The organism is Idiomarina sp. 017G, from assembly GCF_004362265.1.
GTDB lineage: Bacteria > Pseudomonadota > Gammaproteobacteria > Enterobacterales > Alteromonadaceae > Idiomarina > Idiomarina loihiensis.
In genome coordinates this window covers 1-26,781 of record NZ_SNWT01000003.1, presented here as the reverse complement: position 1 = coordinate 26,781, position 26,781 = coordinate 1, and the positions used below count along the sequence as shown (strand labels likewise).

Here is a 26,781-nt window from a genome sequence, read left to right as displayed (position 1 = left end):
AGTATTATCTCGATATCATTCGTTTATTACCCCATGTTCCACGTGGAACATTCGAGGTGATTTTTGAAATTTATCCGACAACTGCTTTCCAGTAATTGCGGTGATAAACACTTGTGCGTCTAGATTTTCTAACTCACGACAGAGTAACGCTTGGTTTCTTGAATCAAGCTCTGACGTTAAATCATCGACTAAATAAATGCAGGGTTGCCTTTTTATTTTTTGGTAATGCTTCCCTTGCGCTAACTTTAAAGCGGTTATCGCGGTCTTTAATTGTCCGCGAGACAGGCGATGTTTTACTTCCACCCCGTCCGCTATCACTTTTATATCTGCCTTATGTGCCCCAACTGAGGTAAAGCCGTATTTCTTATCTTTCTCTGTATGGCTTTCTAAGGCGTCAAATAAGCTTTGGCTAGTATCCCAGCCCGATTTTAATCGAACCTCCATTGTAACATCGGAGAGAAAAGATTTCGCTAGTTCTTGTATATAATCATTCAGTTCTTCTAGGTATTTTTCGCGACTTTTACTAATGCGCTCGCCATAATAGGCTAACTGCTCCTTCCAATATCGATCTTCTCTTACAGGAAGCGAGCGCTGCTTAAGTAAACTGTTTCTTTGCTTGAGGAGCTGCGTGTACGCAACCCAGTCAGAATAAAAGGAGTGTTCCACGTGGAACACTCCCCAATCTATAAACTGTCTTCTCTGCCCAGGACCTTCCAACAAAATATCGACGGACTCAGGCGTTAATAGTTGTACCGGTACCAAGCGGGCGACATCTGACATGCGTTGAACGTTGGCGCCATTCAACCTAAGCGACTGTTCACCATCGGTACTACGTCTTACACCTATAGCGTAATCTTGAGAACGGCAAAATACAGTAAAGCCCGGGTTCCCATCTTTAATTAACTGACGAAAACCACCCGGCCGAAAAGAACGACCAAAACCGAGTAAATAGATAGCTTCAAGCAAACTGGTTTTTCCGGAACCATTATCGCCGGTTATGATATTAATTTTGGGGCTGGGAGATAGAGCCACTTCCTCGAAATTTCGGAAGTGGCTTAAATTCAACGTCTCAATGAACATTTACGAGGCAGGGTTACAAACGCATCGGCATAATAACGTAACAGCAAGACTCGTCATGCTGAGGTTCAATTAATGCACTACTATTTGAGTCAGACAGAGTAAAGGAAACTTGTTCGTCATCAATGTTATTTAAGACATCTAGCAAATAGCTAACGTTGAAGCCAATTTCCAGATCATCGCCTTGATAATCCACTTCTATCACTTCTTCCGCTTGTTCTTGCTCGGGGTTCGTTGCCGTAATGCAAAGTTCACCACTACTCAAGTTCAAACGCACACCGCGAAACTTTTCATTAGAGAGAATGGATGCACGCCCAAAGGACTGCCGCAACGCATCGCGATGGGCAACAATAACTTTGTCTCCACCGCTCGGTAAGACACGACGGTAATCAGGGAAACGACCATCTACCAGCTTACTTGTAAAAACAAGCTCTGGCGTTTCGACACGAATATGGTTATTTCCTATCGACACTGACACTTCCTGGTCGTCATCACCTAGCAAGCGAAGTAATTCGACTACACCTTTACGCGGAACAATCACCTGGCGTTGGGCCAAACCTGGCTGGTCAATAGCACAAGTGCTCATGGCTAAACGGTGGCCGTCGGTCGCTACGGAACGCAACATACCGTTATCGGTTTCGAACAACATGCCGTTTAGATAATAGCGCACGTCCTGATTCGCCATGGAGAAATGCGTTTTCAACATTAAATCTTTTAATACCGCCTGCTCTGTTACCAGATGGATGTCGCTTTTCCAGTCGTCGATATTTGGAAAGTCATCTGAAGACAAGGTACTCAATTTAAATTTACTGCGACCAGATTTAACTGTGGCACTGTCTTCCTGCGAGGTAAACTCGATGGTCGAGCCTTCAGGCAGACTGCGCACAATATCCAGCAACTTCTTGGCCGGTACAGTAACAGCCGCATCCATATCGGCAGATTCAAGTGGCACAGCCGAAACCAGTTCAACCTCAAGGTCTGTTCCGGTTAGTTTAAGCTGGCCATTATCGACCTGAAGCAACAAATTCGACAAAATTGGTAAGGTATGCCGCCGTTCAACAGCGCCACTTACAACCTGCAGCGGCTTTAAAAAAGCATCGCGGTTAATTGAAAATTTCATGACTGAGTCCCCTGTTTATAACGACATACTTTTATGACGACAATGTACGAATTAGATTTCGATAATCTTCTTTAATGTCGTGCTGCGCATCTTTTAATTCTTGTATCTTCCGACAAGCATGCAAAACCGTTGTGTGATCACGACCGCCGAACGCGTCGCCTATTTCCGGTAAGCTATGATTGGTCAATTCCTTAGCTAACGCCATCGCTAACTGGCGCGGGCGCGCTACAGAGCGGCTACGGCGTTTTGATAAAATATCGGCTAACTTAATATTGTAGTATTCCGCTACCGTCTTCTGAATATTATCAATAGTAACTAATTTTTCCTGGGCGGCAATTAAGTCACGCAAAGCTTCACGGACAAAGTCTATAGTTATAGGCCGTCCTGTGAGTTGCACATTAGCCACAACCCGGTTCAATGCGCCTTCCAGCTCCCGAACATTTGAACGCAAACGTTTAGCAATGAAAAACGCCACTTCGTGAGGCATATGCAAACCACGTTCATCAGCTTTACGCATTAAAATGGCCACCCGGGTTTCTAATTCCGGGGGCTCAATGGCAATGGTAAGACCCCAGCCAAAACGTGACTTCAACCGATCTTCTACTCCGTCTATTTCTTTCGGGTAAAGATCGCTGGTCATAATAATTTGCTGGTTACCTTCCAACAACGCATTAAAGGTATGGAAAAACTCTTCCTGCGAACCTTTTTTATTCGCAAAGAAGTGAATGTCATCAATCAATAACGCATCGACCGAACGATAGTAACGCTTAAACTCGTTGGTTGAACTGTTACGAATAGAGTTCACCATGTCCTGCACAAAACGCTCAGCCCGAATGTAAAACACCTTGGCGTCCTTTTTGTGCGCCATAATGCCATTACCAACCGCATGCAAAAGGTGAGTTTTACCTAAACCGGTACCACCATAAACAAACAGAGGGTTATAAACGCCGCCAGGATTCTCTGCCACCTGAATAGCGGCCGCACGCGCCAACTGGTTTGATTTACCCTCAACAAAGTTATCGAAGGTGTATTCCGGATGAATATTGCTTTCAAAAGGCACTTCCACATCGGTGTTACCTGATGAGAAGTTAGGTGTTTTTCTGCGGGTTGCAGCTGCGCGTTGCGGTGAGCCGCTGTCACGTTGTGTCGGCGACGCTTCCCCAACTTTTAAAACCACGTTAGGCACTTTGTCATCGCACAAAACTTCTAAATAGGTATTAATGGTTTTCAGGTATTTATCACGCACCCAGTCTACCGAATAAATATTCGGAGCAAACAAGGTTAATGTTTCGCCATTGAGTTTGGCTTGTAGGGGTCTGATCCACGTGTTGAACTGCTGTAACGGTAACTCCGATTGCAGTCGCTCTGCACATTGTTGCCAAAGCGAATTATTCACACTCTTCTCCTGGATCGTTTCTTTATAAACATAACCAAAGATTGTACTTCACTCAGCTAATATTCGCTAGCATAAACTGCCTGAAAACAGCGTCAATAAAGGAGTTAAAAAATTGCCATTGAAACCAAAACTGGCGCATAAATTGCTTAAAAGGCCACATTGCCTCAAAATCGGAAAATAAAGCAAATAGTGAATAACTGTTATTTTATCCACATTATTAATGTTATAATCTCAACAGATTGTGGATGATATTATTTTAGGATTTATTGCCTAAAAAAGCCTCTGGTCATTGACTCAACGAGAAAAGATCGGTAAGATCCGCGCTCTAAAAAATTCCGTTCACGTTTGGTTTCAACTTATTCGGCCAGCGTGGGAAATAGCAAACTGACCGATGGAATATTAGTTATGAAAAGAACATTTCAACCAAGCGTATTAAAGCGCAAGCGTTCACACGGTTTCCGTGCTCGCATGGCAACAAAAAATGGCCGCAAAGTACTGGCTCGTCGCCGTGCACGTGGTCGTAAAGTACTGAGTGCATAAAAGTATCTCATACGGAAGGGAGTTACGTCTGTTAACTCCCTCTCATTTCCAGACTGTATTCTCAAACCCTCCTGTAAAAGCCGTTACTGCTCATGTCACTATGTTGGCAACCCCCAATGAGTTAGGCCATCCACGTATTGGTGTTACCGTCAGCAAAAAGCGAGCTAAGCGCGCAGTTGACCGAAACCGCATAAAACGACAAATACGTGAAACCTTCCGTTTAAGCCAACATAAAATTCCCGCTTTCGACATTGTAATTATTGCTAAGCAGGGTATTGTCGAGCAGGATAACGCCGCATTACGGGATACGTTGAATTATTTATGGCGAAAATTAGCAAAGCGTTGCGAACAATACCAATCGCGTTCATAAAGGTTTATCAGTGGTTTATCAGTCCACTGCTGGGCCCGCGTTGTCGTTTTTATCCATCTTGCTCACATTATGCCTGTGAGGCCATACAAAAACACGGTACAATCCGTGGCATTGGCCTTGCTGCAGTAAGAATCAGTAAATGTCACCCAGCTCATGAGGGCGGCTACGACCCGGTTCCACTTGCTAAGCAAGACGCCAAGCCAGAAAATAACAGCGAATCCGAATCTTTACTAAATCAGCCAACAGAGACGAAATCACTATGAATTCGCCACGCACGATATTATTTATTGCCTTTTTAGTGGTGTCTTTCTTCCTATACCAGAATTGGATGGTGGAAACCGCACCCGGAACAAAAGCACCTGAAAACGTTACCTCAACACAATCGAGCAATAACGCTGAAAACAGCGATGTGCCCTCAGGCAGTTCAGCCGTTTCGGCAGACGTCCCGGAAAGTGATCAGCCGGTTGTAGCTCAGCGGGCTGAAACCACAGTTCACGTTCGCACCGACGTGTTAGATGTTGAGATAGATACCCGCGGTGGTGATGTTGTTTCGACTCACTTACTCAAATTTGCGAAAACTCAGGGTTCTGAAGAACGCTTTCAGCTTCTGCAAAACAGTTCAAACAACGTTTACGTCGCTCAGTCAGGCCTAATTGGCCCGGACGGAATTGATGGCAAAGACGGCCGCCCTTCTTATAACTACGAACAAGAAAGCTACGAGTCTACAAGCGAGGTTATTGAAGTTCCTTTAACCTATACGGCTGAGAACGGCGCTGTTTATCGTAAAGTATTTACCTTCACGCCAGGAAAATACACTGTTGACGTTCGGTACGAAGTAGAAAATAACACCAGCAAAACGCTTGAAACCCAATTTTACGGCCAATTAAAACGTTCCGTACACTCAGGCGAAAGTGGCAGTATGATCATGCCTACCTATTTTGGTGCAGCTTATTCCTACGATGAAGACAAGTTCGAAAAATACGATTTCGACAGCATGCAGGACAAAAAGCTGAACGTTACTTCGCAAACTGGTTGGGTCGGAATGCTTGAGCACTATTTCGTGTCAGCCTGGGTGCCGAAACAAGGTCAGAAAAATCGTCTTTATTCTCGAGTAGCCAATGGCAGCCAGGCAATTATCGGTGTCATTTATCCAATGACTGATATTCAGCCAGGCAGCTCCAAAACGATTGAGTCTCAAGTATTTCTGGGTCCAAAAGACCAAGACGCCATGGCTGAAGTCGTCGAGTATCTGGACTTAACCGTCGACTATGGTTTCCTATGGTGGTTAGCTCAACCGATATTCAAACTGCTGCAGTTCTTACAAAGCATCGTTATTAACTGGGGTCTGGCTATTATCCTGACCACAGTTATTGTTAAAGCGCTATTGTTCCCGCTAACTAAGGCACAATACGTTTCAATGGCTAAGATGCGCATGCTGCAGCCAAAAATGACGGCTCTGCGTGAACGTTATGGTGACGACAGACAGAAGATGTCAGGCGCCATGATGAAGCTCTACAAAGAGGAAAAAGTAAATCCTCTGGGCGGCTGTCTGCCTATGCTGTTGCAGCTTCCAATCTTCCTGGCGCTATACTGGGTGCTATTGGAAAGTGTTGAGCTGCGCCATTCTGCTTTTGTGTTCTGGATACAGGATCTGTCAACCAAAGACCCATACTACATCCTGCCTATTTTAATGGGTGCCAGTATGTTCTTAATGCAGCGACTGCAGCCAACACCGACGGCTGACCCAATGCAACAGAAACTGTTTCAGTATATGCCGGTTATCTTTACCGTATTCTTCCTGTGGTTCCCATCGGGTCTGGTATTGTACTGGCTGGTCAGTAACTTGATTACCATTGCACAAATGCTGATCATTTACCGTGGGTTAGAAAAGAAAGGGATTAACGTTCGAAACAAGAAGTAGTCCAGCATTAAGGCCCGGCTAATGCCGGGCTTTAGTCCTTTTGGGAGCAGCAAAAATGCAAACTGAAACAGATTTTGACGACACCATAGTAGCTCAGGCAACGCCTCCCGGACGCGGCGGTGTTGGTATTGTTCGCGTGAGCGGAAAAGCCTGTAAAGAGGTTGCAGAAAAGCTGTTAGGTCACTGCCCCAAGCCTCGTAAAGCAGAGTACCTGCCGTTTTACGATTTACAGAAACAACTGTTGGACGAAGGCATAGCGCTCTTTTTCCTGGGTCCAAACTCCTTTACCGGAGAAGATGTCTTAGAACTGCAAGGCCATGGTGGGCCGGTTATTATCGATATGATAATTCGAGCAATACTGGAAATTCCCGGTATTCGCCCTGCTCGTCCCGGTGAGTTTAGCGAACGAGCATTCTTAAACGACAAGCTCGATCTCACCCAGGCAGAAGCCATTGCCGACCTAATTGATACCAACTCAGAGCAGGCCGCAAAAGCCGCCTTACAAAGCCTAAAAGGTGAGTTTTCTCATAAAATTGATCAGTTGGTAGACGCCGTTATTCACCTGAGAATATACGTTGAAGCGGCTATCGACTTTCCTGATGAAGAAATCGATTTTCTTTCCGATGGCAAAGTATCCGGCGATTTAGCTGAAATTATCGACCAGCTGTTCCACATAGAACAGGAAGCCAAGCAAGGCACGCTCATGCGCGAAGGCATGCGCATTGTTATTGCCGGACGCCCCAATGCGGGTAAGTCCAGCTTGCTTAACGCGCTGGCGGGTCGTGAATCAGCTATTGTAACGGAAATAGCAGGAACCACTCGCGATGTTCTGCGGGAGCACATTCAAATAGACGGTATGCCGCTGCATATTATCGATACCGCAGGTTTACGCGAAAGCCCTGACCATGTTGAGAAAATTGGTATTGAACGCGCCTGGGATGAAATACGCCAGGCTGACCGCGTGCTGTTTATGGTCGACAGTCAGGAAACCTCTGCCATTCATCCCGACGATATTTGGCCAGAGTTTTTCGCTCAGCTACCAGAAGATATGCCCTACACCGTTATTCGCAATAAAGTCGATTTATCGGAAGAGCCCACGGGTATCGATGAACATAACGGCATTCCAGTTATTCATTTATCTGCCAAAACAGGGCACGGTATTGAGTTGCTGCGTGAGCACCTGAAACACTGTGTTGGCTATAACACCACTGCGGAAGGCAGTTTCATGGCAAGACGCCGCCATTTAGAGGCTCTAGCTAAAGCGAAAGTACATCTACTGCAAGGTCAGGAACAGTTAGAAGCCAATATGGCAGGTGAAATACTGGCAGAAGAACTTCGCCTAACTCAGCAGCACCTCAATGAAATTACCGGCGAATTCACTTCTGATGACCTCCTTGGCCAGATTTTTGGTTCGTTTTGTATCGGTAAATAAAGCTTTTTCTTAGTCGTACAACTAAGGAGCACCAGTGAAAGACAAGTTAGCGCAATGGGGGTTTGACTATGTTCGCCTGCGGTTTGGCTTTCGAACCGGCGTTGCTGCCTGCTTATCTCTTATTATTGCCTGGGCTATGGGCTTAGAGCATCCTCAATGGTCTGCTATGACAGTTTGGGCTGTTTCCCAGCCAACTCGTGGTCTTCTTATAGAAAAAGCCGCATACCGAGCTTTAGGCACTCTTTTAGGGACTATGTTCGGTATGGTGCTGGTAGTTACTGCCGGCGGTGAGATCATTTGGCTGGTGGCCGGCTTAACTCTTTGGGTATCGCTTTGTGTTTACACTGGTAATTTACTGCACGGGCTCATTTCTTACGGCACCATACTTGCCGGGTATTCGGCATCCATGGTGGTGTTGCTAACACAAAACCCTGACGCACTTATGCCCCTCGGAATTGACCGCCTACTCACGGTTTTTGTCGGCATTATGACATCACTCGTTATTGGCTGGGCTTTTACTTATAAAAGAGCGGAACAAAGCTTAATTAACCAACTTCGCCGACAAACCGCAGCTAACTTGCACGATATTAGTCGTTACTTCGCCGAACCGGATAATAACGATTTAAACCTTGCCGATAAGTTATCAAAACTGGCGGCCCTCGAAGCTCAACTACTCGATCACGGCACCGGCTCTGTCAGTGCTCATGAATCGGCCAAAACGTTACGCTTGGTCATTAACAGCCAACTGGGATTTCTGGCTGAACTGAATATTCAGGAGCCAGAAAAAAACAAAAAAGTAAGCGATTACTTACTCGACGCGTCAAATAAATTAAATGCTTCCGCTAAACGTTCCGAAATTGTAGAACCTCTCAAAACTGCTCTGGAATCCATTAAAAACACCGCGTTGAAAAAGCGCTTTAATGAATTCGTTGAAGCAACCAATGACCGGTTATCTTTTCGTGATTCGGGCAAAACTGCTACTTCCACCTTACTCAGCAAAACCATTTTGCACCGCGACTGGTTGGGTGCACGCCAAGCCGCCATACGAACGTTAGTTATTATGGGGCTCATTGGCGCAAGCTGGTGGTATACCGGATTATTTCAGTTCGCTTATTTAATGCTGGGCGCATCGGTTATGTTGACGTTGTTTTCCACCGCAGACAACCCTGCATTAACCATGAGATATGTGTTTTTCGGGCAGTGTGCTGGCGCGCTGACAGCAGTACTTATTCAGGCAACGGTCTGGCAATATCAGGATTCCATTTTATGGATGCTGGTGGCTTTAATGCCGGTTATTTTGCTGGCGGGTTTTCCTATGGCTCATCAAAAAACGGCGAACGGCAGTATGGATTTCAACCTGGTCTTTCTACTGTTAATGCAGCCGTCTTTAGGTTACTCGTTCCATCTGGGTCATTCAGTAAGTGTTGCTCTGGCCGTGGTCGCCGCCCCGCTGCTTTCGTTAGTTGCTTATCGGCTTATTTATCCAACCAATTTAAAAGCACGTTATCTAAGCTTACTGCAAACTCTTACCGAAGAAATTGACCAGCTGAACAAAACAAAACTCACCGAAAGCCAGTACAACCGACGCAAAGCACGTTTCTACCATCGCGTAATAAAGCTTACCCAAATTAGCGACAAACTGGGCATGAAAGACAAAAACGCCATTCTCGAGCACCTTTTAACCGGTCAAAAGAGGCTAAATTCCACCAGCTAACTCAACCTTTTTAGCGCGCGGCCAACGTTTAATTTCATATTCCCGCTGGCATGCTTTAGCTCTGTTTGGGTGTTCTTCACTCCAGACAAGCGCCACCGGACGACGCGCCCTGGTGTATTTAGCGCCTTTTTTATCGTCCGTATTATGCTCAGTCACACGCCGTTTAATGTCGGTTGTGACACCGGTATAAAACGTATTGTCTGCACATTTAATTAGATAAACCGACCAGCTCACGGCTTGAACTCTCTCCAGCTAAACCCAATACATAGTGTAACAACAGTTACTCAATGAACCGACTAAGGATGACATTATGAGCAGACATTTTGATGAAGCCAAGGGTCTGTCTGAACAACACGACCCCGCAACACACGACTTTGTATTTAACCAGACCATGTTCCGCATTAAAGACCCGGAGCGCACCTTAAAATTTTACAGTGAAGTTCTGGGCATGACATTGGTTAAGCGCTTCGACTTCCCGGAAATGGAGTTTACGCTGTATTTCATGGCTGCCATGTCGCCGCAACAACGTAAAGACTGGTCAACCGATAACGACAAACGCATTGAACAGACCTTTGGTCGGCCGGCCATGCTGGAACTGACTCACAACTGGGGCGACGAGAACGACGACTCGGTGTCTTACCACAGTGGTAACGAAGAGCCCAAAGGTTTTGGTCACATAGGTTTCGCCGTTCCAGATATAGATGCCGCCTGTGAGCGTTTCGATAAAATGGGCGTAGAATTTCAAAAACGCCCGAACGACGGGAAAATGAAAGGCATTGCTTTTATTAAAGACCCGGATGGCTACTGGATTGAAATATTCACACCAGAACGTCAGCCGGAATTGCTGAAAGAGCATTTAAAATAACGACGCCAAAAGGCCAGTTCATTTGCATGAGCTGGCCTTATTTTTTACTACTCTGAAAGCATCGACTTCACTTTAGTTTCCAGAGACGTCATTCCATGCTCGCGTCCAACCTCTACCGCGTTTTCTGCCGACATGCCATCTAACCAACCGGAACGTAATGCCATTAACGCACCAACACGGTTGCTGGAAGCACAATGAATCAGTACGGTTTTATCGCTGTTCTTTAATAAAATACGATCGACAAGGCGTGCATTAGAAAACGTTACTCCATCCGCTCCATTGACCGGAACATGGTAATACGCCATACCATTACGAGTAACCACAGCGGCTTCCTCGCTGTCGGCCATTTCTTTTTGTGAAAGCAGATTAATAACAACCTCACCACCTTCATCAGCAAAGTCAGTCAATTGCTCGTTTGATGGTGTGCCCATCACCCATAACTTCTCCGACACCTGTTTGGGTGACTCAATGCCGGCAAAAACATTCGTTGAAACTATTGCTACACTAAAAGCGACTAATACATTAACCAGAGCTTTTACCATTTGGGTTCTCCTGTATGATTCTCGTGTTTTTAATAGTAGCAAATGAGTTAGAAATTTTATGACTGTCTTACATCTTTTAGTGGGTACAACTTCCGGAAATACCGAATTTTTAGCCGATACTGTCAGCGAAAAATTAAATCAGCAGGGCATTGAAACCGAGCTTCATTACGAACCGGAGTTTGAGAAGCTACCCAGCGATCAACCCTGGTTAATTTTTCTCGCTAGCCATGGTGCGGGCGATTATGCCGACTCCATGCTCGATTTCTACGACGAAATAAAGGATCCTCAAAGCCCTGATTTAGCCGGACTGAACTATGCCGTAGTGGCGGTTGGTGAATCCTGTTATGACACCTTCTGCGAAGCCGGTCGACATTGCGATAAACGCTTACAGGAATTAGGCGGGACACAAATGACCGATCGTTTAGAAATCGACATGCTGGAAGACGATCCGGAAGAGAAAGCATTAAACTGGTTGCCCGCGATCGCTGATGCTGTAAAGGCTCTGTGATCATACCCACAGGCTTGTGCACAAGGATTTCAGCTTGTGACTAAGGTTGGAATAAGATCACTTAAGCGCTGTCAGTGAAGTGGGTATAACACTGGGGATAAACTGATCTGTGTATAACTACCCTACTTATCCACGATCTATGATCCCGGTTCAAGGGCACTTATCTACAAAGAGTGATCTTGCTCCAGGATATATTTAAAAAGGGCTTCAGCGATCTATTCACAGAAATCCGCTGACTAGTAGTAATAGTAATAAAAGATCTAAATAAGATCCTTTACTGATCTTCTTTAAGATCTTTAACAGCGCTGAACGAAATTTAACCATTTAGATTTAAGTGAAATCGCGTTAAAATAATCGGCTAACTTCCTATTCTTCAAACAAAGGTCACTTTGCATGTCACAACAGAGCCAACAACACTTTGACGTTATTGTTGTCGGTGGAGGACACGCCGGAACAGAAGCTGCGTTAGCCGCCGCTCGTTTAGGTGTTAAAACCCTATTGCTTACGCATAATATTGATACTTTAGGGCAAATGTCCTGCAACCCAGCCATTGGGGGAATAGGAAAAGGTCATTTAGTAAAAGAGATCGATGCACTTGGCGGCGTTATGGCCAAAGCAGCTGATAAAGCCGGAATTCAATTCAGAACACTGAATTCATCCAAAGGCCCGGCAGTGCGTGCAACCAGAGCTCAGGCTGACCGACAGCTTTACAAACAAGCGATCCGCTACGCACTGGAAACCCAACCGAATCTGTCAATATTCCAACAAGGTTGTGACGATCTGATCGTCGAGAACGATCGCGTTACTGGCGTTGTTACCCAAATGGGTCTTAAATTTACGGCAAAAACCGTGGTGCTAACCGTAGGAACATTCCTCGGCGGACAAATCCATATTGGTCTGGATAACTACCAGGGCGGTCGCGCAGGCGATCCTCCATCAAACGCATTAGCTAAACGATTACGTGCATTGCCGTTACGAGTTGAACGTTTAAAAACCGGTACGCCACCGCGTATAGCCAGTCACAGCGTTGATTTTTCCGTTATGCAGGAACAACCGGGCGATAATCCGACTCCGGTATTTTCTTACATGGGTTCTCGTTCTGATCACCCGCAACAAATTCCGTGTTACATCACGCACACCAACGAAAATACCCACGAAATTATTCGTTCAGGGCTTGATCGTTCACCCATGTATTCTGGTGTGATTGAAGGCGTAGGACCACGTTACTGTCCTTCAATTGAAGATAAAATTGTGCGTTTTGCTGACAAAGGCTCGCATCAAATTTTTGTTGAACCAGAAGGCTTAAATACCTTTGAAATTTACCCTAATGGCATTTCAACCAGCTTGCCGTTTGATGTTCAGCAACGTCTCGTTCAGTCAATTAAAGGCTTTGAAAATGCGCATATCACACGACCAGGTTATGCGATCGAATACGATTACTTTGATCCCCGAGATCTGAAACAATCTCTGGAAACCAAAGTCATTAACGGCTTGTTCTTCGCTGGCCAAATTAACGGCACAACAGGCTATGAAGAAGCCGGTGCGCAAGGGCTTATTGCCGGTTTAAATGCCGCGTTGCAGGCTCAGGACAAAGAATCCTGGGCACCACGACGCGATCAGGCCTACATGGGTGTGTTGATCGATGATTTATCGACTTTGGGCACTCAGGAACCTTACCGTATGTTCACTTCGCGCGCTGAATATCGCCTGTTGCTGCGTGAAGATAACGCTGATATGCGATTAACTGAAATTGGTCGTAATCTCGGTTTAGTGGATGATGAACGCTGGGCCGCGTTTAATAAGAAAATGGAATCAGTCGAGCAGGAAAAACAACGTTTAAAAACTACCTGGGTGCATAAAGATCATGCATCTGTAGAGCAAATTAACGCGCTGGTTAAAAGCCCTGTCACCAAAGAAGTCAGTGGCGAAGAACTATTACGCCGCCCGGAAATTCATTACAAAGATTTAGCCTTAACTGACTTTTTTGCGCCGGGGTTAGACGATCCTTTAGCGGCAGAACAGGTTGAGATCCAAATTAAATATGCGGGCTATATAACGCGTCAGCAGGAAGAAATAGCAAAACAACAGCGTCATGAAAATACCTTGCTGCCCTCGCCTTTCGATTACGCTAAAATTAAGGGGTTATCGAACGAAGTGGTTGCGAAATTAAATGATCATCAGCCTGAGACCGTTGGTAAAGCAGCGCGTATTTCCGGAATTACTCCGGCGGCTGTTTCAATGTTATTGGTTCACCTGAAAAAACAGGGTTTATTGCGTAAAAGTGCTTAAGGAAGAAATGTGAAAGAGCAGTTAAAGGGATTATTAGATCAGGCACAAATAAACCTGTCAGAAGCACAGATTGAGCAACAACTGGCGTTAGTAGGCTTACTGGATAAATGGAATAAAGCTTATAACCTGACCAGCGTGAGAAACCCGAAGGATATGCTGACCCGACATATTATGGACAGCCTGGCTGTTCGTAAGTATTTACACGGGCAGCGCTTCATCGATGTCGGTACAGGACCAGGGCTACCGGGTTTACCCTTAGCCATAGCCGAACCGGATAATGAATTTGTTTTACTCGATAGTTTAGGCAAGCGAATCCGTTTTATTCGTCAGGTTTGTCATGAGCTAAAACTAACCAATGTTACGGCTGTGCAGGCGCGGGTGGAAGACTATCAGGACGAAAAGCAGTTTGATGGTGTAATCAGTAGAGCCTTTGCCTCGCTTAATGATATGCTTTCGTGGTGTGAACATTTACCGGCTGAAAACGGTCGGTTTTATGCGTTGAAAGGGCTGTATCCGCAAGACGAACTGGAGCAGTTGCCCGAGCAATATAAAATTGAAAGTATTGAGCAAATTAACGTTCCCGGCATTGACGCGAGCCGGCATATCGTCATTATAAGCAAACGGTCATAAAACAACCGACAGTCGACTATCCGACAACAACAAGAGGTTATAAAACCCGTGGCTAGAACCATTGCTATTGCGAATCAAAAAGGCGGAGTAGGAAAAACAACTACAGCAGTTAACTTAGCTGCGTCCATGGCTGCTACCCGTCGCAAAGTGTTGTTGATTGACCTGGACCCTCAGGGTAACGCGACTATGGGCAGTGGCGTTGATAAGTACGATGTTGAAAATACCATTTACGAATTGCTGATTGAAGAAAAGCCAGTCGGCGACGTTGCCGTAAAAGACACCAACGGTAAATATCATTTAATAGCGGCTAATGCCGATGCTACAGCTGCAGAAATTAAGTTAATGGAAGTTTTTGCACGCGAATTGCGTTTACGTAATGCACTTAAAGCCGTTCAGGATAGCTACGACTATATTTTTATCGATTGTCCGCCATCGCTGAATATGTTGACCGTTAACGGCATGGCCGCCGCTGACTCTATTCTGGTGCCCATGCAGTGCGAGTATTATGCACTGGAAGGTCTTACCGCATTAATGGAAACTATTCGTCAGCTGGCCGACGTGGTTAATCCTGGGCTGGAAATTGAAGGTATTTTGCGGACTATGTACGATCCGCGTAATCGTCTGGCTAACGATGTTTCAGAACAGCTCAAAAACCACTTTGGTGAGAAAGTTTACCGGACCGTAATTCCACGTAACGTCCGTTTAGCCGAAGCACCTTCATTTGGTGCGCCGGCTATGTACTACGACAAGTCATCCACCGGGTCAAAGGCCTATTTAGCCTTAGCGGGTGAACTTATCCGACGTTCTGAAAATCGTAAAGAAGTAGCAAAAGAATCATAACAAGGGAATAAAGCGAATCATGTCGGCAAAAAAACGAGGTTTAGGTCGCGGTCTGGATGCCTTACTGACCAGTAATCAGCAAAACTCTGACCGTCAATCAGAGCAAGTGACGGAAGAAGTTAAAGGTGAATTACAGAAGCTGCCGGTTGAGTTTTTAAAGCCTGGTCGCTATCAACCTCGTAAAGACATGTCACCCGAAGCTTTGGAAGATTTAGCCGCTTCGGTAAAAGCTCAGGGGATAATCCAGCCCATTGTTGTACGCCCTGTTGGCAAAGACGAATATGAGATTATTGCGGGTGAGCGTCGTTGGCGTGCGGCGCAACTGGCAAAGCTTGAACTGGTTCCTTGCCTGATTAAAGACGTACCTGATGAAGCCGCAGTAGCTATCGCATTAATTGAAAACATTCAGCGTGAAGATTTAAACGCAATGGAAGAAGCCACTGCGTTACAACGTTTGTTGGTCGAGTTTCAGATGACTCACCAGGACGTTGCTCAGGCAGTGGGTAAATCACGGACTACGGTGACCAATTTGCTGCGCCTTAATAACTTGCAGGACGGCGTTAAAGTGTTACTTGAGCGTGGTGATATTGAACTTGGCCATGCCAAGTTGTTACTTGCGCTGGAAGGCGAACAACAAGCCGACGTAGCACAACAGATTGTCGCAAAAGATATGACCGTACGTGACGCAGAAAAACTCGTCAGACGTACAATAGACCCTCCCAAAGAAACCGAAAAACCAGAGCCAGACGCTAATATTGAACATTTAGAAACCAAGTTGTCTGAAACCCTGGGAGCCAAAGTTTCCATTAATCATGGTCGTAAAGGAAAAGGTAAACTGGTTATCAGTTACACCAACCTGGACGAACTGGATGGAATTCTGACTCACATCAAATAATAATTTCCAATGCATTGATTGTTGTAGAACTTTTGTTAAATGGCATAGAAACCGTCGCCTACAGGCAAATTTGTTTGCAATTACATGGCAGATCTTTATACTAGCGCGAGTTTCGTTGTGGCTGGTTGAAAGCCTCAAAAAAATAGCCGCCAGTTAAAAGGTTTTAGTCGTGACACAGGCACTTAATGCGGTAGGTAAAAAGCTGGCAGGAAAAGTTGTAGGTACACAATTTATAGCGGTTTTGATAGCCGCACTTGTCACGATAGCAGTTTCAAATACACAGTCGGCTTTGGGTATTCTGTGTGGCGGATTAACCGCCGTAATACCAAGCGCTCTATTTGCACTTATTGCTTTTAGACACGCGGGAGCGCGCGCTAATCAGAAAGTTGTACAAAGTTTCTTTTTAGGCGAAGGCGTTAAGCTACTGCTTACAGCAGTGTTGTTAACAATCGCATTGCTGGTAACAAATTTATATCCTGTGTGGTTATTGGTCGGGTTTGTCATCGCCGTCACCATGCAGTGGATAGCACCGGTTTTATTTTTAAAATCAACCTAACTGGGAAACAACATGATAAGTGGAGAACAAACTCCGACTCAGTATATCAAGCATCACCTCCTAAACTGGACGGTTGGTGAAGGATTCTGGGCGGTGAACGTTGATACTATCTTCTGGTCCGTGTTACTGGGTGCGCTGTTTCTGTGGAGTTTCCGCAGAGTAGCCAAAAAATCCTCTGCTGGGGTACCTGGTAAATGGCAATGCTTTGTCGAAATGATTGTCGAGTTTGTTGACAACAGCGTCAAAGAATCCTTTCACGGTAAAGATAAACTGATAGCACCTCTGGCATTAACCATCTTTGTCTGGATATTCCTGATGAACCTGATGGACTTAATTCCGGTTGACTGGTTACCAACAGCTGCTATGTATGGTGGTTATTGGTTAGGCTTTGTTGACGACCCGCATGATGTGTACATGAAAGTGGTACCAACAACAGACCTGAATACAACCTTTGCATTGAGTTTAAGCGTATTTGCGCTAATTATTATCTACTCAATCAAATACAAAGGCGTGAAAGGTTTCGCTAAAGAAATGACTTTCACTCCGTTTAATCACTGGGCATTAATACCAGTGAACTTTGTACTGGAAAGTATTACTTTATTGGCAAAACCAGCGTCACTGGCCCTGCGTTTGTTCGGTAACATGTATGCGGGTGAGTTGATATTTATTCTTATTGCAATGATTGGATTCTGGCAGCTACCGGCGCACTTTGCGTGGGCAGTATTCCATATTCTGGTTATTACATTGCAAGCGTTTATTTTCATGATGCTGACCATTGTTTACTTAAGCATGGCGTCATCTGAACACTAGTGTTCGAAACAAAAGTTTTTAGCTTTACTTTTAACTTTAATCTACTGAAAAACTGGAGAAATCAATGGAAACTGTAGTTGCTTTTACTGCTATCGCTGTATCAATCATGATCGGTCTGGCTGCACTGGGTACTGCCCTGGGCTTTGGTATTCTGGGTGGTAAATTCCTGGAAGCTGCTGCTCGTCAACCAGAACTGGCACCACAGCTGCAAGTTAAAATGTTCATCGTTGCAGGTCTTATCGATGCTATCGCGATGATCGGTGTTGCTGTTGCATTGCTGTTCACGTTTGCTAGCCCGTTCACAGGCCAGTTCATTGAAGGAATGAACACTTTACAACAGGTAGCAGGCTAATCGCTATTCGACGGTCACCAACTGAAGGAGGTCCGTTGTGAATATCAACGCTACTCTAATTGGACAAACGATCGCGTTTATCGTGTTCGTGTGGTTCTGCATGAAATTTGTATGGCCACCGATCATCAAAGCTATCGAGGAACGTCAGAAGAAAATTGCTGACGGCCTTAATGCCGGTGAACGTGCTCAAAAAGATTTAGAGAAAGCCCAGCAAGAAATTGCCGAGCAGCTCAAAGAAGCGAAACAGCAAGCCGCTGAAATCATTGAACAGTCGAAAAAACGTGGTGCAAAAATTGTTGAGGAAGAAACTCAACGTGGCCACGAAGAACGTGAAAAAATCGTTGCGGCTGGACATGAAGAAGTTGCTGCTGAGCGCAATCGCGTTCGCGAAGAGCTGCGTAAGCAGGTTGCCGTACTTGCGGTGTCTGGGGCTCAGAAAATCATTGAGCGTGAAATTGATAAAGACGCTCATAGTGACATTGTTGAAAAACTGGTCGCTGAACTTTAATAAAGGGGTTTGAGCTTATGTCAGAACTGACTACGGTCGCTCGCCCTTACGCAAAAGCAGCTTTTGATTTTGCTTTAGAACAGGGAGCGCTCGATAAGTGGGCAGAAATGCTTAGCTTCGCTGCTGCGGTAGCGCAAGACGAGACTATTGCCTCATTTTTGAGTAGCTCCTCGACTGTTGGGAAAACAACAGACGTTTTCTTAGGTGTTTGCGGCGACGAGCTCGACGACAACGCTAAGAACTTCGTTAAAGTACTGGCTGAAAATGAACGTCTGCCAGTGCTGCCAGCGGTTAGTGAGCTCTATCAGACGCTTCGTGCTGAACATGACAAAGAAGTCACTGTAGATGTTAAGTCAGCAGTTAAACTGCTGAAAGCACAACAAACGGCTTTGATTAAAGCACTTGAGAAGCGCCTGCAACGCAAAATTAAGCTGAACTGCAGTGTCGACAAGTCCATTATTGGCGGACTTGTTATAGAAGCTGGTGATACCGTTATTGACGGCACCTTGCGCGGCAAGCTCGACAGACTTGCTTACGCACTGCAATCCTAATTGGGGACTTGAGCATGCAATTGAATTCAAATGAAATCGCAGAACTGATCAAACAGCGAATTGAGAAGTTCGAAGTCACCAGCGAAGCTCGCAACGAAGGTACCATCATGTCTGTTCAAGACGGTATCATTCGCATCCACGGACTTGCAGACTGTCTGCAAGGTGAAATGGTTGAGCTACCTGGTAATCGTTACGCTATCGCACTAAACCTTGAACGTGATTCTGTAGGTGCGGTTGTTATGGGCCCTTATGCAGACTTGCAGGAAGGCACCAAAGTAAAATCAACCGGTCGTATCCTTGAAGTTCCGGTTGGCGAAAAACTGTTGGGTCGTGTGGTTAACACACTAGGCCAGCCTATCGACGGTAAAGGTCCTATCGAAGCTGACGGCTATGAGCCAGTCGAGAAAATCGCACCGGGCGTTATTGAACGTCAGTCAGTTGATCAGCCAGTACAAACGGGTTACAAGTCAATTGACTCGATGATTCCGGTTGGTCGTGGTCAGCGTGAGCTTATCATCGGTGACCGTCAGACAGGTAAAACGGCTTTAGCAGTAGACGCTATTATCAACCAGAAAGATTCTGGTATTAAGTGTGTTTACGTAGCTATTGGTCAGAAGAACTCGACCATTTCAGCGGTTGTACGTAAGTTAGAAGAGCACGGCGCAATGGAAAACACCATTGTAGTTGCAGCTTCTGCTTCTGAATCCGCAGCCCTGCAATATCTGGCAGCTTACTCTGGTTGTACCATGGGTGAATACTTCCGTGACCGCGGTGAAGACGCTCTGATTGTCTACGATGACTTGTCTAAACAGGCTGTCGCTTATCGCCAAATTTCACTGTTGTTGCGTCGTCCTCCGGGTCGTGAAGCATTCCCTGGTGACGTTTTCTACCTTCACTCTCGTCTACTTGAGCGTGCTGCGCGTGTTAACGCTGACTACGTAGAAAAATTCACTGACGGTAAAGTGAAAGGCCAGACCGGCTCATTAACTGCCTTACCTATCATTGAAACTCAGGCAGGTGACGTATCGGCATTCGTACCGACTAACGTTATCTCTATCACCGATGGTCAGATCTTCCTTGAAACTGACTTATTTAACTCAGGTATTCGTCCTGCGGTTAACGCTGGTGTCTCGGTTTCACGTGTTGGTGGTTCAGCACAAACGAAAATCATCAAGAAACTGGGTGGCGGTATCCGTCTTGCCCTGGCTCAGTATCGTGAATTGGCAGCGTTCGCTCAGTTCGCATCTGACCTTGATGAATCGACTCGTTCACAGTTAGAGCACGGTCAGCGTGTTACTGAACTGATGAAACAGAAACAGTACAAGCCTATGAGCGTGGCTCAAATGGCTGTATCAATTTATGCCGTTGAAAAAGGCTTCTTGAAAGACGTAGAAATCGACAAAATCATGGATTTTGAAGAATCTCTGCAATCTTTCATGGCGAGCGAATACGCCGAGCTAATGGCTGAGATTGATAAAACTGGCAACTATAACGACGACATCGATGCGCAATTGAAAGCTGCGCTTGAGAAATTCAAGCAAACGCAATCATGGTAATCGCACCTGGCCGCAATAGCGGCCATTTGTCGTTGAGTTAACAGGAGAATCGTCATGGCCAGCGGTAAAGAGATAAAAACTCAGATCTCGAGTATCGGTAATACTCAGAAGATCACCAGTGCTATGGAAATGGTCGCTGCGTCGAAAATGAAAAAGGCGCAGGAACGTATGGAGGCAAGTCGCCCCTATGCGGACACCATTCGCAAGGTGATTGGTCATGTGGCGCGCGGTAACCTCGAGTATCGTCATCCATTTATGGAAGAACGTCAGGTTAAGCGTGTGGGTTACATCATTGTGTCTACCGATCGTGGTTTGTGTGGCGGCTTGAACGGTAATGAGTTCAAAAAAGTCGTTAAACACGCTAACGAATGGAAAGAGCAGGATGTTGAAGCGGATTTTGCCGCTATAGGCAGCAAAGGAACCAGTTTCTTCAAGCGTTTTGGTAAGTTGAAAGCGCAGGTTTCAGGTATGGGCGATAAGCCAGAACTGAAGGAAATTACCGGTTCTATCCAGGTTATGCTGGATGCTTTTGAAGAAGGCAAAATCGATCGCTTGTACGTTGTATTCAACAAATTTGTGAATACGATGACCCAGGAGCCGACCATTCATCAATTGTTGCCATTGCCGCAAGCAGGATCGGAAGAAGATGTGCAGACAGGTAGCTGGGATTACCTGTATGAGCCGAATCCGGAAAGTATCCTCGATACGCTAATTCGTCGCTTCGTAGAAATGCAAGTGTACCAAGGCGTAGTGGATAACTTTGCTAGTGAGCAAGCCGCTCGGATGATTGCTATGAAAGCTGCAACCGACAATGCCGAAGACATTATTGACCAATTACAATTGCGATATAACAAGGCGCGTCAGGCAGCAATTACGCAAGAAATTTCGGAAATCGTGTCCGGCGCCGAAGCGGTATAACGCGGCAACGGTTAACAGAATTGAAGAGTTAGAGGAAACGTCATGAGTCAAGGTAAGGTCGTACAAATTATCGGCGCCGTTGTGGATTTAGAATTTCCACAAGACGCTGTACCAAAAGTATACGACGCACTGAAAGTGACCGAAGGTGGCTTAGAAGGTTTGGTTCTGGAAGTTCAGCAGCAGCTGGGCGGCGGAATCGTACGTGCCATCGCAATGGGTACAACTGACGGTCTGCGTCGTGGTATCACCGCTAAAAATACCGGTGAATCAATCATGGTTCCAGTGGGTAAGAAAACCCTGGGTCGTATTATGGATGTATTGGGTAACCCAATTGATGAAGCGGGCCCTATCGGTGAAGAAGAGAAAATGTCTATTCACCGTGCGGCACCAAGCTACGAAGAACAGTCAAACACTAACGAACTGTTAGAAACCGGTATCAAAGTCATCGACTTGATTTGCCCGTTTGCTAAAGGTGGTAAAGTTGGTCTGTTCGGTGGTGCTGGTGTTGGTAAAACCGTTAACATGATGGAGCTTATCCGTAACATCGCTATCGAGCACAGCGGCTACTCAGTATTCGCTGGTGTTGGTGAGCGTACTCGTGAAGGTAACGACTTCTATCACGAGATGAACGATTCAAACGTTCTGGATAAAGTATCACTGGTTTATGGTCAGATGAACGAGCCACCGGGTAACCGTTTACGTGTTGCTCTGACTGGTTTGACTATCGCTGAGAAATTCCGTGACGAAGGTCGCGATGTACTTTTCTTCGTTGATAACATCTACCGTTACACCTTGGCCGGTACTGAGGTATCAGCACTGTTAGGCCGTATGCCTTCAGCGGTTGGTTATCAGCCTACCCTGGCCGAAGAAATGGGTGTTCTGCAGGAACGTATCACCTCTACTAAGACAGGTTCAATCACGTCTGTACAGGCCGTTTATGTACCAGCGGATGACTTGACTGACCCATCTCCGGCAACAACCTTCGCTCACTTGGATGCGACTGTTGTACTTAACCGTGACATCGCGTCACTGGGTATCTACCCTGCGGTTGACCCGTTGGACTCAACGTCACGTCAGTTGGATCCACAGGTTATCGGTGATGAGCACTACGACACAGCAATGGGTGTTCAGGAAGTACTGCAACGCTATAAAGAGCTGAAAGACATCATTGCGATTCTGGGTATGGACGAGCTGTCTGAAGAAGACAAATTGTCAGTATCTCGTGCTCGTAAAATTCAGCGCTTCTTGTCGCAGCCTTTCTTCGTAGCCGAAGTATTCACTGGTGCGCCAGGTAAATACGTATCTTTGAAAGATACTATTGCCGGCTTTAAAGGCATTTTGGATGGTGATTACGACGATATGCCAGAGCAGGCCTTCTACATGGTTGGTACCATCGAAGAAGCGGTAGAAAAAGCCAAAAACCTGTAACCGACCGGGAGGTTTGAATGGCAACACAAACATTAAATCTGGACGTTGTCAGCGCTGAAGACAAGTTGTTCTCAGGCGTTGTACAAACGGTTCAGGTCACTGGTAGCGAAGGTGAGCTGGGTATTTACCCAGGTCACGCGCCCCTGCTGACTAAAATCAAACCAGGTATGGTTCGTTATGTCAGTGAAGCGGGCGACGAAGAGCTTCTGTATGTTGCCGGTGGTGTGTTAGAAGTACAGCCTGGTCACGTTATTGTTCTTGCGGACGTTGCTGTTCGTGGTGACGAGCTTGACTTGCAGGAAGCCGAAGCAGCGAAGAAACGTGCTGAAGAAGCCATTGCCGATTCAGGTTCTGATGTGACCTATGCAGAAGCGATTGCTGAGCTATCGCGTGCGTTAGCTCAAATCGATATTATTCGTAAGCTTAAGCGCTAAAACTTCTGCGTTAAAATACGTAAAAGGCCTTGTTGTTAGTGCAACAAGGCCTTTTTTGTCGTTACAATAAGCTAATGCAATAAGGCTTACGCCAGCGATTGAATTAAGGACCCATTAATATGAAGTTACGCGTTGTTATTCTGGCCGCAGGAAAAGGAACCCGCATGCGATCGGAGCTGCCAAAGGTGCTGCATAAAGTGGCTAATAAACCTATGGTAGAGCATGTTATTGATACAGCCAGGTCGCTAAAGCCTGACGCCATTAATTTAATTTACGGCCATGGCGGCGATCAGCTTAAACAGGCGATAGCAGGTGATGACTTAACCTGGGTTGAACAACGCGAACAATTGGGTACAGGACATGCGGTTCAGCAGGTTATTCCGCACCTGAAAAGCAGTGAAAAAGTCATTATTTTGTATGGTGACGTGCCGCTGCTGACCGAATCCACCTTAATTAAATTGGTAACCGCCAGCGCAAACACTTCGCTTGGCCTGCTGACTATGAAGCTTGCGGAGCCTACAGGTTATGGCCGTATTGTGCGTAATGAACGCCGCAGCGTTACCGGCATTGTTGAGCAAAAAGATGCCAACGCGCAGCAATTAGCGATTAATGAAGTGAACACCGGCATTATGATTGCCGACAGCGATAAATTAAAAAGCTGGCTTGAGCAACTGAGCAATGATAATGCGCAAAAAGAATATTACCTGACCGATATTGTCGCAATGGCCGCGCGGGAAGGCGTTAATATTGCCACTGCACAGCCTGACAACGCGCAGGAAGTGGAAGGTGCGAATAACCGCCAGCAATTAGCCTCTCTAGAGAGAGCACTGCAGCAGCGTCAGGCTGAAGAGCTCATGACCCAGGGCGTTACCTTAATTGACCCTGCCCGCTTCGATTGTCGCGGTAAACTGAGTGCCGGCAGTGATGTCACTATTGATATTAACGCAGTGTTTGAAGGCAACGTGGTTCTGGGTGACCGGGTTGTTATTGAACCAAACTGTGTCATAAGAAACTCCGTTATTGGTGATGACACCGTTATTCGCGCGAACTCCCATATTGAAGACGCAAAAGTTGCTAAAGGCTGTAAAGTTGGTCCTTTCGCGCGTTTGCGCCCTGGTGCGGAACTTGCGGATGAAGCGCAGGTCGGAAACTTTGTCGAGATGAAAAAAAGCCGCCTGGGTAAAGGTTCTAAAGCCAGCCATTTAACCTATTTGGGCGACACTCAGGTGGGTGAATACGCAAACATTGGTGCAGGTACCATTACCTGCAATTACGATGGTGTGAATAAAGCACTCACCGAAATTGGTGACGGCGCTTTTATAGGCTCAAACAGCTCTCTGGTTGCGCCTGTCGCCATTGGTAAGAATGCAACCGTTGGCGCCGGCTCGGTTATTACCCGGGCGGTAGCGGACGAAGAACTGGCTGTAGCCCGGGGCAAGCAGCGTAATATCAGCGGATGGCAACGTCCACAGTCGAAAAAAGGAAGTTAATTTATGTGCGGTATTGTTGGTGCTACGTCGGAACGTCGGGTAACAGGTATTTTGCTGGAAGGTTTAAAACGACTGGAATACCGGGGTTATGACTCGGCTGGTGCGGCTGTTATCGACGCTGATAATCACCTTAAAAGCGTACGCCGTACCGGTAAGGTACAGGAATTAAAAGACGCCATAGACAAGAACCCCTTAGACGGCACTATTGGTATTGCCCATACACGTTGGGCAACGCATGGCGGGGTTACGGAAGCGAACGCCCACCCGCACCGTTCAGAAGACGAAATTGCCGTAGTGCATAATGGCATTATCGAAAACCACGAACGCCTACGCGAAGAGCTGCAAGCCGAAGGTTATGTCTTTAATTCGCAGACTGACACCGAAGTAATCGCTCACTTAATTCATCATGAGCGTAAAACTCATGGCGATTTATTGGCTGCGGTTAAGTCGGCAGTACGTCAGCTGGAAGGTGCTTACGGTACTGTGGTTATGGATACCCAATACCCGGAGCGTTTAGTGGTTGCCCGTTCCGGTAGTCCTCTGGTTATTGGTGTGGGTATTGGCGAGAACTTTGTGGCTTCCGATCAGCTTGCTTTATTGCCGGTAACCCGTAAGTTTATCTATCTGGAAGAAGGCGATGTTGCGGATATTAACCGCACTGAAATCGACATTTATGACTCTGAAGGTAGCGCGGTAGAGCGCGAGGTTGTTGAATCTGACGTAAGCTACGACGCGGGTGGTAAAGGCCAGTATCGGCATTTTATGCTGAAAGAAATTTACGAGCAGCCTATTGCCGTGCGTAACACGCTGGAAGGCCGTTTGTCTGAAACTACTGTGTTGGATAACGCTTTTGGTGAATATGCGGCAAGTATCTTAAAAGACATTGAACACGTTCAAATTGTCGCCTGCGGTACCAGTTACCATGCGGGTATGGTGGCGCGCTACTGGCTGGAGTCCATGGCAAACGTGTCATGCAACGTTGAAATAGCCTCAGAGTTTCGTTACCGCAAGTCCTATGTTCATCCTAACAGCCTGTTGGTGACCATCTCTCAAAGCGGTGAAACCGCCGATACCCTGGCGGCACTGCGCCTATCCAAAGAGCTTGGCTACAAAAGCAGCCTGACCATTTGTAACGTGGGCTCCTCGTCTATGGTGCGCGAATCTGATCTGGCGTTTTTAACCCGTGCCGGCGCAGAAATTGGTGTGGCGTCGACCAAAGCCTTTACCACCCAGTTAACCGGCCTGCTTATGCTGACCTTGGGTATTGGCAAATACAGAGGCATGCCAGAGCAGCAGCAAGAAGCTGTTGTTCATGCCCTACAAGCGTTGCCAACTAAGCTGGAAGAAGCGGTATCCTTAGCCGATGAAATTGAAGAGTTAGCACAAGACTTTGCGAACAAAGAGCACAGCCTGTTCCTGGGGCGTGGTAACCAATACCCCATTGCTATGGAAGGCGCATTAAAACTGAAAGAAATTTCATACATTCACGCCGAAGCCTATGCCGCTGGTGAGTTAAAACACGGCCCGTTAGCGCTTATTGATGAAGAAATGCCGGTTATTGTCGTGGCACCGAATAACGACTTACTGGAAAAACTGAAATCGAACGTTGAAGAAGTGCGTGCCCGCGGCGGTCTGATGTACGTTTTTGCCGACAAAAACGCCCGCTTCAAAGGCGATGAGTCGTTAACCGTACTTAACGTCAGCCATTGCGACGAAGTGATAGCCCCTATTGTCTATACCGTTCCGTTGCAGCTGTTGTCCTATTACGTAGCTTTGATAAAAGGTACCGATGTGGACCAGCCAAGGAACTTGGCCAAGTCAGTTACTGTGGAATAAGGAAGGGCCGAAAGGCCCTTTTTTTTGTCGGCGTACATTAAAGTTCTTAATAAACATTAAAGATCTTAAATGAGACATTAAAGTCATTAAATTTTAATGTTTCAAGGAGGTAGTGTTCAGAATTCTGTGTCATTTCGTTAAACTAAGCAAAAAAGAGATGACATATGACCAAAACCAATTTCGACATGGATGCCGCTTTAAAG

The 26,781-nt window shown here is 46.1% G+C and carries 28 protein-coding genes; 23 read left to right on the top strand and 5 right to left on the bottom strand.

From position 1 onward, the window contains the following. Nucleotides 1-15 precede the first annotated feature (15 nt). The 3 genes from recF to dnaA are packed head-to-tail and all read right to left on the bottom strand — an operon-like array spanning nt 16 to nt 3,593. Nucleotides 16-1,080: a DNA replication/repair protein RecF gene (recF, locus tag DEU30_RS06190; protein WP_114981831.1), complete on the bottom strand. Its 1,065-nt coding sequence runs from the start codon at nt 1,078-1,080 to the stop codon at nt 16-18. A 13-nt stretch (nt 1,081-1,093) separates the two neighbouring features. Then, on the bottom strand, nt 1,094-2,197 hold the full coding sequence (gene dnaN, locus DEU30_RS06185; RefSeq protein WP_011233266.1) for a DNA polymerase III subunit beta: 1,104 nt from the start codon (nt 2,195-2,197) through the stop codon (nt 1,094-1,096). 31 nt (nt 2,198-2,228) lie between these two features. Then, the gene (dnaA, locus tag DEU30_RS06180; protein ID WP_114981832.1) at nt 2,229-3,593 is read right to left on the bottom strand and encodes a chromosomal replication initiator protein DnaA; all 1,365 of its coding nucleotides are present in this window, start codon (nt 3,591-3,593) and stop codon (nt 2,229-2,231) included. Nucleotides 3,594-3,998: 405 nt separating this feature from the next. Between dnaA and rpmH the strand changes: the two genes are divergently transcribed. The 6 genes from rpmH to DEU30_RS06150 are packed head-to-tail and all read left to right on the top strand — an operon-like array spanning nt 3,999 to nt 9,570. Further along, complete coding sequence (gene rpmH / locus DEU30_RS06175) at nt 3,999-4,133, top strand: 50S ribosomal protein L34 (RefSeq protein ID WP_011235863.1); 135 nt, start codon at nt 3,999-4,001, stop codon at nt 4,131-4,133. Continuing rightward, nucleotides 4,126-4,503 carry a ribonuclease P protein component gene (gene rnpA, locus DEU30_RS06170; RefSeq protein WP_110012843.1) on the top strand — a complete coding sequence of 126 codons (378 nt, stop codon included), beginning with the start codon at nt 4,126-4,128 and terminating at the stop codon, nt 4,501-4,503. The genes rpmH and rnpA overlap by 8 nt, the downstream gene beginning before the upstream one ends. Then, nucleotides 4,455-4,766 (top strand): membrane protein insertion efficiency factor YidD, encoded by a 312-nt coding sequence (gene yidD / locus DEU30_RS06165; protein WP_011235861.1) that lies wholly within the window; start codon nt 4,455-4,457, stop codon nt 4,764-4,766. Before rnpA ends, yidD begins: the two co-directional genes overlap by 49 nt. Beyond that, nucleotides 4,763-6,424 (top strand): membrane protein insertase YidC, encoded by a 1,662-nt coding sequence (yidC, locus tag DEU30_RS06160; RefSeq protein WP_114981833.1) that lies wholly within the window; start codon nt 4,763-4,765, stop codon nt 6,422-6,424. Before yidD ends, yidC begins: the two co-directional genes overlap by 4 nt. 55 nt (nt 6,425-6,479) lie before the next feature. Then, nucleotides 6,480-7,856, top strand: a complete 1,377-nt coding sequence (gene mnmE, locus DEU30_RS06155; protein WP_114981834.1) for a tRNA uridine-5-carboxymethylaminomethyl(34) synthesis GTPase MnmE — start codon at nt 6,480-6,482, stop codon at nt 7,854-7,856. Nucleotides 7,857-7,890: 34 nt separating this feature from the next. After that, nucleotides 7,891-9,570: an FUSC family protein gene (locus DEU30_RS06150; protein WP_114981835.1), complete on the top strand. Its 1,680-nt coding sequence runs from the start codon at nt 7,891-7,893 to the stop codon at nt 9,568-9,570. Here the strand turns inward: DEU30_RS06150 and DEU30_RS06145 are convergent. After that, a complete protein-coding gene (locus DEU30_RS06145) occupies nt 9,553-9,804 on the bottom strand; it encodes a GIY-YIG nuclease family protein (protein WP_114981836.1) in 252 nt (83 codons plus the stop codon). The two genes, DEU30_RS06150 and DEU30_RS06145, sit on opposite strands and share 18 nt — an antisense overlap. Nucleotides 9,805-9,880: 76 nt before the next feature. On the opposite strand from DEU30_RS06145, the gene gloA reads away from it, so the two are divergent. Next, a complete protein-coding gene (gene gloA / locus DEU30_RS06140) occupies nt 9,881-10,435 on the top strand; it encodes a lactoylglutathione lyase (RefSeq protein WP_114981837.1) in 555 nt (184 codons plus the stop codon). 47 nt (nt 10,436-10,482) lie between these two features. On the opposite strand, the gene DEU30_RS06135 is transcribed toward gloA, so the two are convergent. Beyond that, nucleotides 10,483-10,977, bottom strand: a complete 495-nt coding sequence (locus tag DEU30_RS06135) for a sulfur transferase domain-containing protein (protein ID WP_114981838.1) — start codon at nt 10,975-10,977, stop codon at nt 10,483-10,485. 58 nt (nt 10,978-11,035) lie between these two features. Here DEU30_RS06135 and DEU30_RS06130 point away from each other — a divergent pair, with 58 nt between their 5' ends. From DEU30_RS06130 to glmS, 16 genes are all read left to right on the top strand, one after another. Beyond that, on the top strand, nt 11,036-11,485 hold the full coding sequence (locus DEU30_RS06130; protein WP_110012835.1) for a flavodoxin domain-containing protein: 450 nt from the start codon (nt 11,036-11,038) through the stop codon (nt 11,483-11,485). A gap of 393 nt (nt 11,486-11,878) precedes the next feature. Continuing rightward, on the top strand, nt 11,879-13,774 hold the full coding sequence (mnmG, locus tag DEU30_RS06125) for a tRNA uridine-5-carboxymethylaminomethyl(34) synthesis enzyme MnmG (RefSeq protein WP_110012834.1): 1,896 nt from the start codon (nt 11,879-11,881) through the stop codon (nt 13,772-13,774). Between the two features lie 9 nt (nt 13,775-13,783). Further along, entirely contained in the window at nt 13,784-14,404 is a 621-nt protein-coding gene (gene rsmG / locus DEU30_RS06120; RefSeq protein ID WP_034819462.1) for a 16S rRNA (guanine(527)-N(7))-methyltransferase RsmG, read from the top strand. Between the two features lie 48 nt (nt 14,405-14,452). After that, nucleotides 14,453-15,244 carry a ParA family protein gene (locus tag DEU30_RS06115; protein ID WP_011235851.1) on the top strand — a complete coding sequence of 264 codons (792 nt, stop codon included), beginning with the start codon at nt 14,453-14,455 and terminating at the stop codon, nt 15,242-15,244. A gap of 19 nt (nt 15,245-15,263) precedes the next feature. After that, complete coding sequence (locus DEU30_RS06110) at nt 15,264-16,139, top strand: ParB/RepB/Spo0J family partition protein (RefSeq protein ID WP_011235850.1); 876 nt, start codon at nt 15,264-15,266, stop codon at nt 16,137-16,139. 169 nt (nt 16,140-16,308) lie between these two features. Beyond that, nucleotides 16,309-16,695, top strand: coding sequence for an ATP synthase subunit I (locus DEU30_RS06105; protein ID WP_114981839.1), 387 nt, complete (start codon nt 16,309-16,311; stop codon nt 16,693-16,695). Nucleotides 16,696-16,707: 12 nt separating this feature from the next. Continuing rightward, on the top strand, nt 16,708-17,505 hold the full coding sequence (atpB, locus tag DEU30_RS06100) for a F0F1 ATP synthase subunit A (protein ID WP_114981840.1): 798 nt from the start codon (nt 16,708-16,710) through the stop codon (nt 17,503-17,505). A 64-nt stretch (nt 17,506-17,569) separates the two neighbouring features. Then, nucleotides 17,570-17,857, top strand: a complete 288-nt coding sequence (atpE, locus tag DEU30_RS06095) for a F0F1 ATP synthase subunit C (RefSeq protein ID WP_114981841.1) — start codon at nt 17,570-17,572, stop codon at nt 17,855-17,857. A 37-nt stretch (nt 17,858-17,894) separates the two neighbouring features. After that, complete coding sequence (atpF, locus tag DEU30_RS06090) at nt 17,895-18,365, top strand: F0F1 ATP synthase subunit B (protein WP_011235846.1); 471 nt, start codon at nt 17,895-17,897, stop codon at nt 18,363-18,365. A 17-nt stretch (nt 18,366-18,382) separates the two neighbouring features. Then, entirely contained in the window at nt 18,383-18,916 is a 534-nt protein-coding gene (gene atpH, locus DEU30_RS06085; RefSeq protein WP_114981842.1) for a F0F1 ATP synthase subunit delta, read from the top strand. 14 nt (nt 18,917-18,930) lie between these two features. Further along, nucleotides 18,931-20,472: a F0F1 ATP synthase subunit alpha gene (gene atpA, locus DEU30_RS06080; RefSeq protein WP_011235844.1), complete on the top strand. Its 1,542-nt coding sequence runs from the start codon at nt 18,931-18,933 to the stop codon at nt 20,470-20,472. 54 nt (nt 20,473-20,526) lie between these two features. Beyond that, nucleotides 20,527-21,390, top strand: a complete 864-nt coding sequence (gene atpG / locus DEU30_RS06075; protein ID WP_011235843.1) for a F0F1 ATP synthase subunit gamma — start codon at nt 20,527-20,529, stop codon at nt 21,388-21,390. 42 nt (nt 21,391-21,432) lie between these two features. After that, nucleotides 21,433-22,818: a F0F1 ATP synthase subunit beta gene (atpD, locus tag DEU30_RS06070; RefSeq protein ID WP_011235842.1), complete on the top strand. Its 1,386-nt coding sequence runs from the start codon at nt 21,433-21,435 to the stop codon at nt 22,816-22,818. Nucleotides 22,819-22,835: 17 nt separating this feature from the next. Further along, complete coding sequence (locus DEU30_RS06065) at nt 22,836-23,252, top strand: F0F1 ATP synthase subunit epsilon (RefSeq protein WP_011235841.1); 417 nt, start codon at nt 22,836-22,838, stop codon at nt 23,250-23,252. 119 nt (nt 23,253-23,371) lie between these two features. Beyond that, complete coding sequence (gene glmU, locus DEU30_RS06060; RefSeq protein WP_114981843.1) at nt 23,372-24,742, top strand: bifunctional UDP-N-acetylglucosamine diphosphorylase/glucosamine-1-phosphate N-acetyltransferase GlmU; 1,371 nt, start codon at nt 23,372-23,374, stop codon at nt 24,740-24,742. Between the two features lie 3 nt (nt 24,743-24,745). Continuing rightward, nucleotides 24,746-26,578, top strand: a complete 1,833-nt coding sequence (glmS, locus tag DEU30_RS06055; protein WP_114981844.1) for a glutamine--fructose-6-phosphate transaminase (isomerizing) — start codon at nt 24,746-24,748, stop codon at nt 26,576-26,578. The last annotated feature ends 203 nt before the right edge of the window (nt 26,579-26,781 follow it).

Bases quoted from the DNA above. Each gene is read 5' to 3' on its own strand.
- yidD (WP_011235861.1), top strand. From the start codon at position 4,455: ATGGCGAAAATTAGCAAAGCGTTGCGAACAATACCAATCGCGTTCATA.
- recF (WP_114981831.1), bottom strand. From the start codon at position 1,080: ATGTTCATTGAGACGTTGAATTTAAGCCACTTCCGAAATTTCGAGGAA.
- atpB (WP_114981840.1), top strand. From the start codon at position 16,708: ATGATAAGTGGAGAACAAACTCCGACTCAGTATATCAAGCATCACCTC.
- atpE (WP_114981841.1), top strand. From the start codon at position 17,570: ATGGAAACTGTAGTTGCTTTTACTGCTATCGCTGTATCAATCATGATC.
- DEU30_RS06130 (WP_110012835.1), top strand. From the start codon at position 11,036: ATGACTGTCTTACATCTTTTAGTGGGTACAACTTCCGGAAATACCGAA.
- gloA (WP_114981837.1), top strand. From the start codon at position 9,881: ATGAGCAGACATTTTGATGAAGCCAAGGGTCTGTCTGAACAACACGAC.
- DEU30_RS06135 (WP_114981838.1), bottom strand. From the start codon at position 10,977: ATGGTAAAAGCTCTGGTTAATGTATTAGTCGCTTTTAGTGTAGCAATA.
- dnaN (WP_011233266.1), bottom strand. From the start codon at position 2,197: ATGAAATTTTCAATTAACCGCGATGCTTTTTTAAAGCCGCTGCAGGTT.
- atpG (WP_011235843.1), top strand. From the start codon at position 20,527: ATGGCCAGCGGTAAAGAGATAAAAACTCAGATCTCGAGTATCGGTAAT.
- mnmE (WP_114981834.1), top strand. From the start codon at position 6,480: ATGCAAACTGAAACAGATTTTGACGACACCATAGTAGCTCAGGCAACG.
- atpA (WP_011235844.1), top strand. From the start codon at position 18,931: ATGCAATTGAATTCAAATGAAATCGCAGAACTGATCAAACAGCGAATT.
- glmS (WP_114981844.1), top strand. From the start codon at position 24,746: ATGTGCGGTATTGTTGGTGCTACGTCGGAACGTCGGGTAACAGGTATT.
- DEU30_RS06110 (WP_011235850.1), top strand. From the start codon at position 15,264: ATGTCGGCAAAAAAACGAGGTTTAGGTCGCGGTCTGGATGCCTTACTG.
- DEU30_RS06065 (WP_011235841.1), top strand. From the start codon at position 22,836: ATGGCAACACAAACATTAAATCTGGACGTTGTCAGCGCTGAAGACAAG.
- mnmG (WP_110012834.1), top strand. From the start codon at position 11,879: ATGTCACAACAGAGCCAACAACACTTTGACGTTATTGTTGTCGGTGGA.
- atpD (WP_011235842.1), top strand. From the start codon at position 21,433: ATGAGTCAAGGTAAGGTCGTACAAATTATCGGCGCCGTTGTGGATTTA.
- glmU (WP_114981843.1), top strand. From the start codon at position 23,372: ATGAAGTTACGCGTTGTTATTCTGGCCGCAGGAAAAGGAACCCGCATG.
- yidC (WP_114981833.1), top strand. From the start codon at position 4,763: ATGAATTCGCCACGCACGATATTATTTATTGCCTTTTTAGTGGTGTCT.
- rpmH (WP_011235863.1), top strand. From the start codon at position 3,999: ATGAAAAGAACATTTCAACCAAGCGTATTAAAGCGCAAGCGTTCACAC.
- atpH (WP_114981842.1), top strand. From the start codon at position 18,383: ATGTCAGAACTGACTACGGTCGCTCGCCCTTACGCAAAAGCAGCTTTT.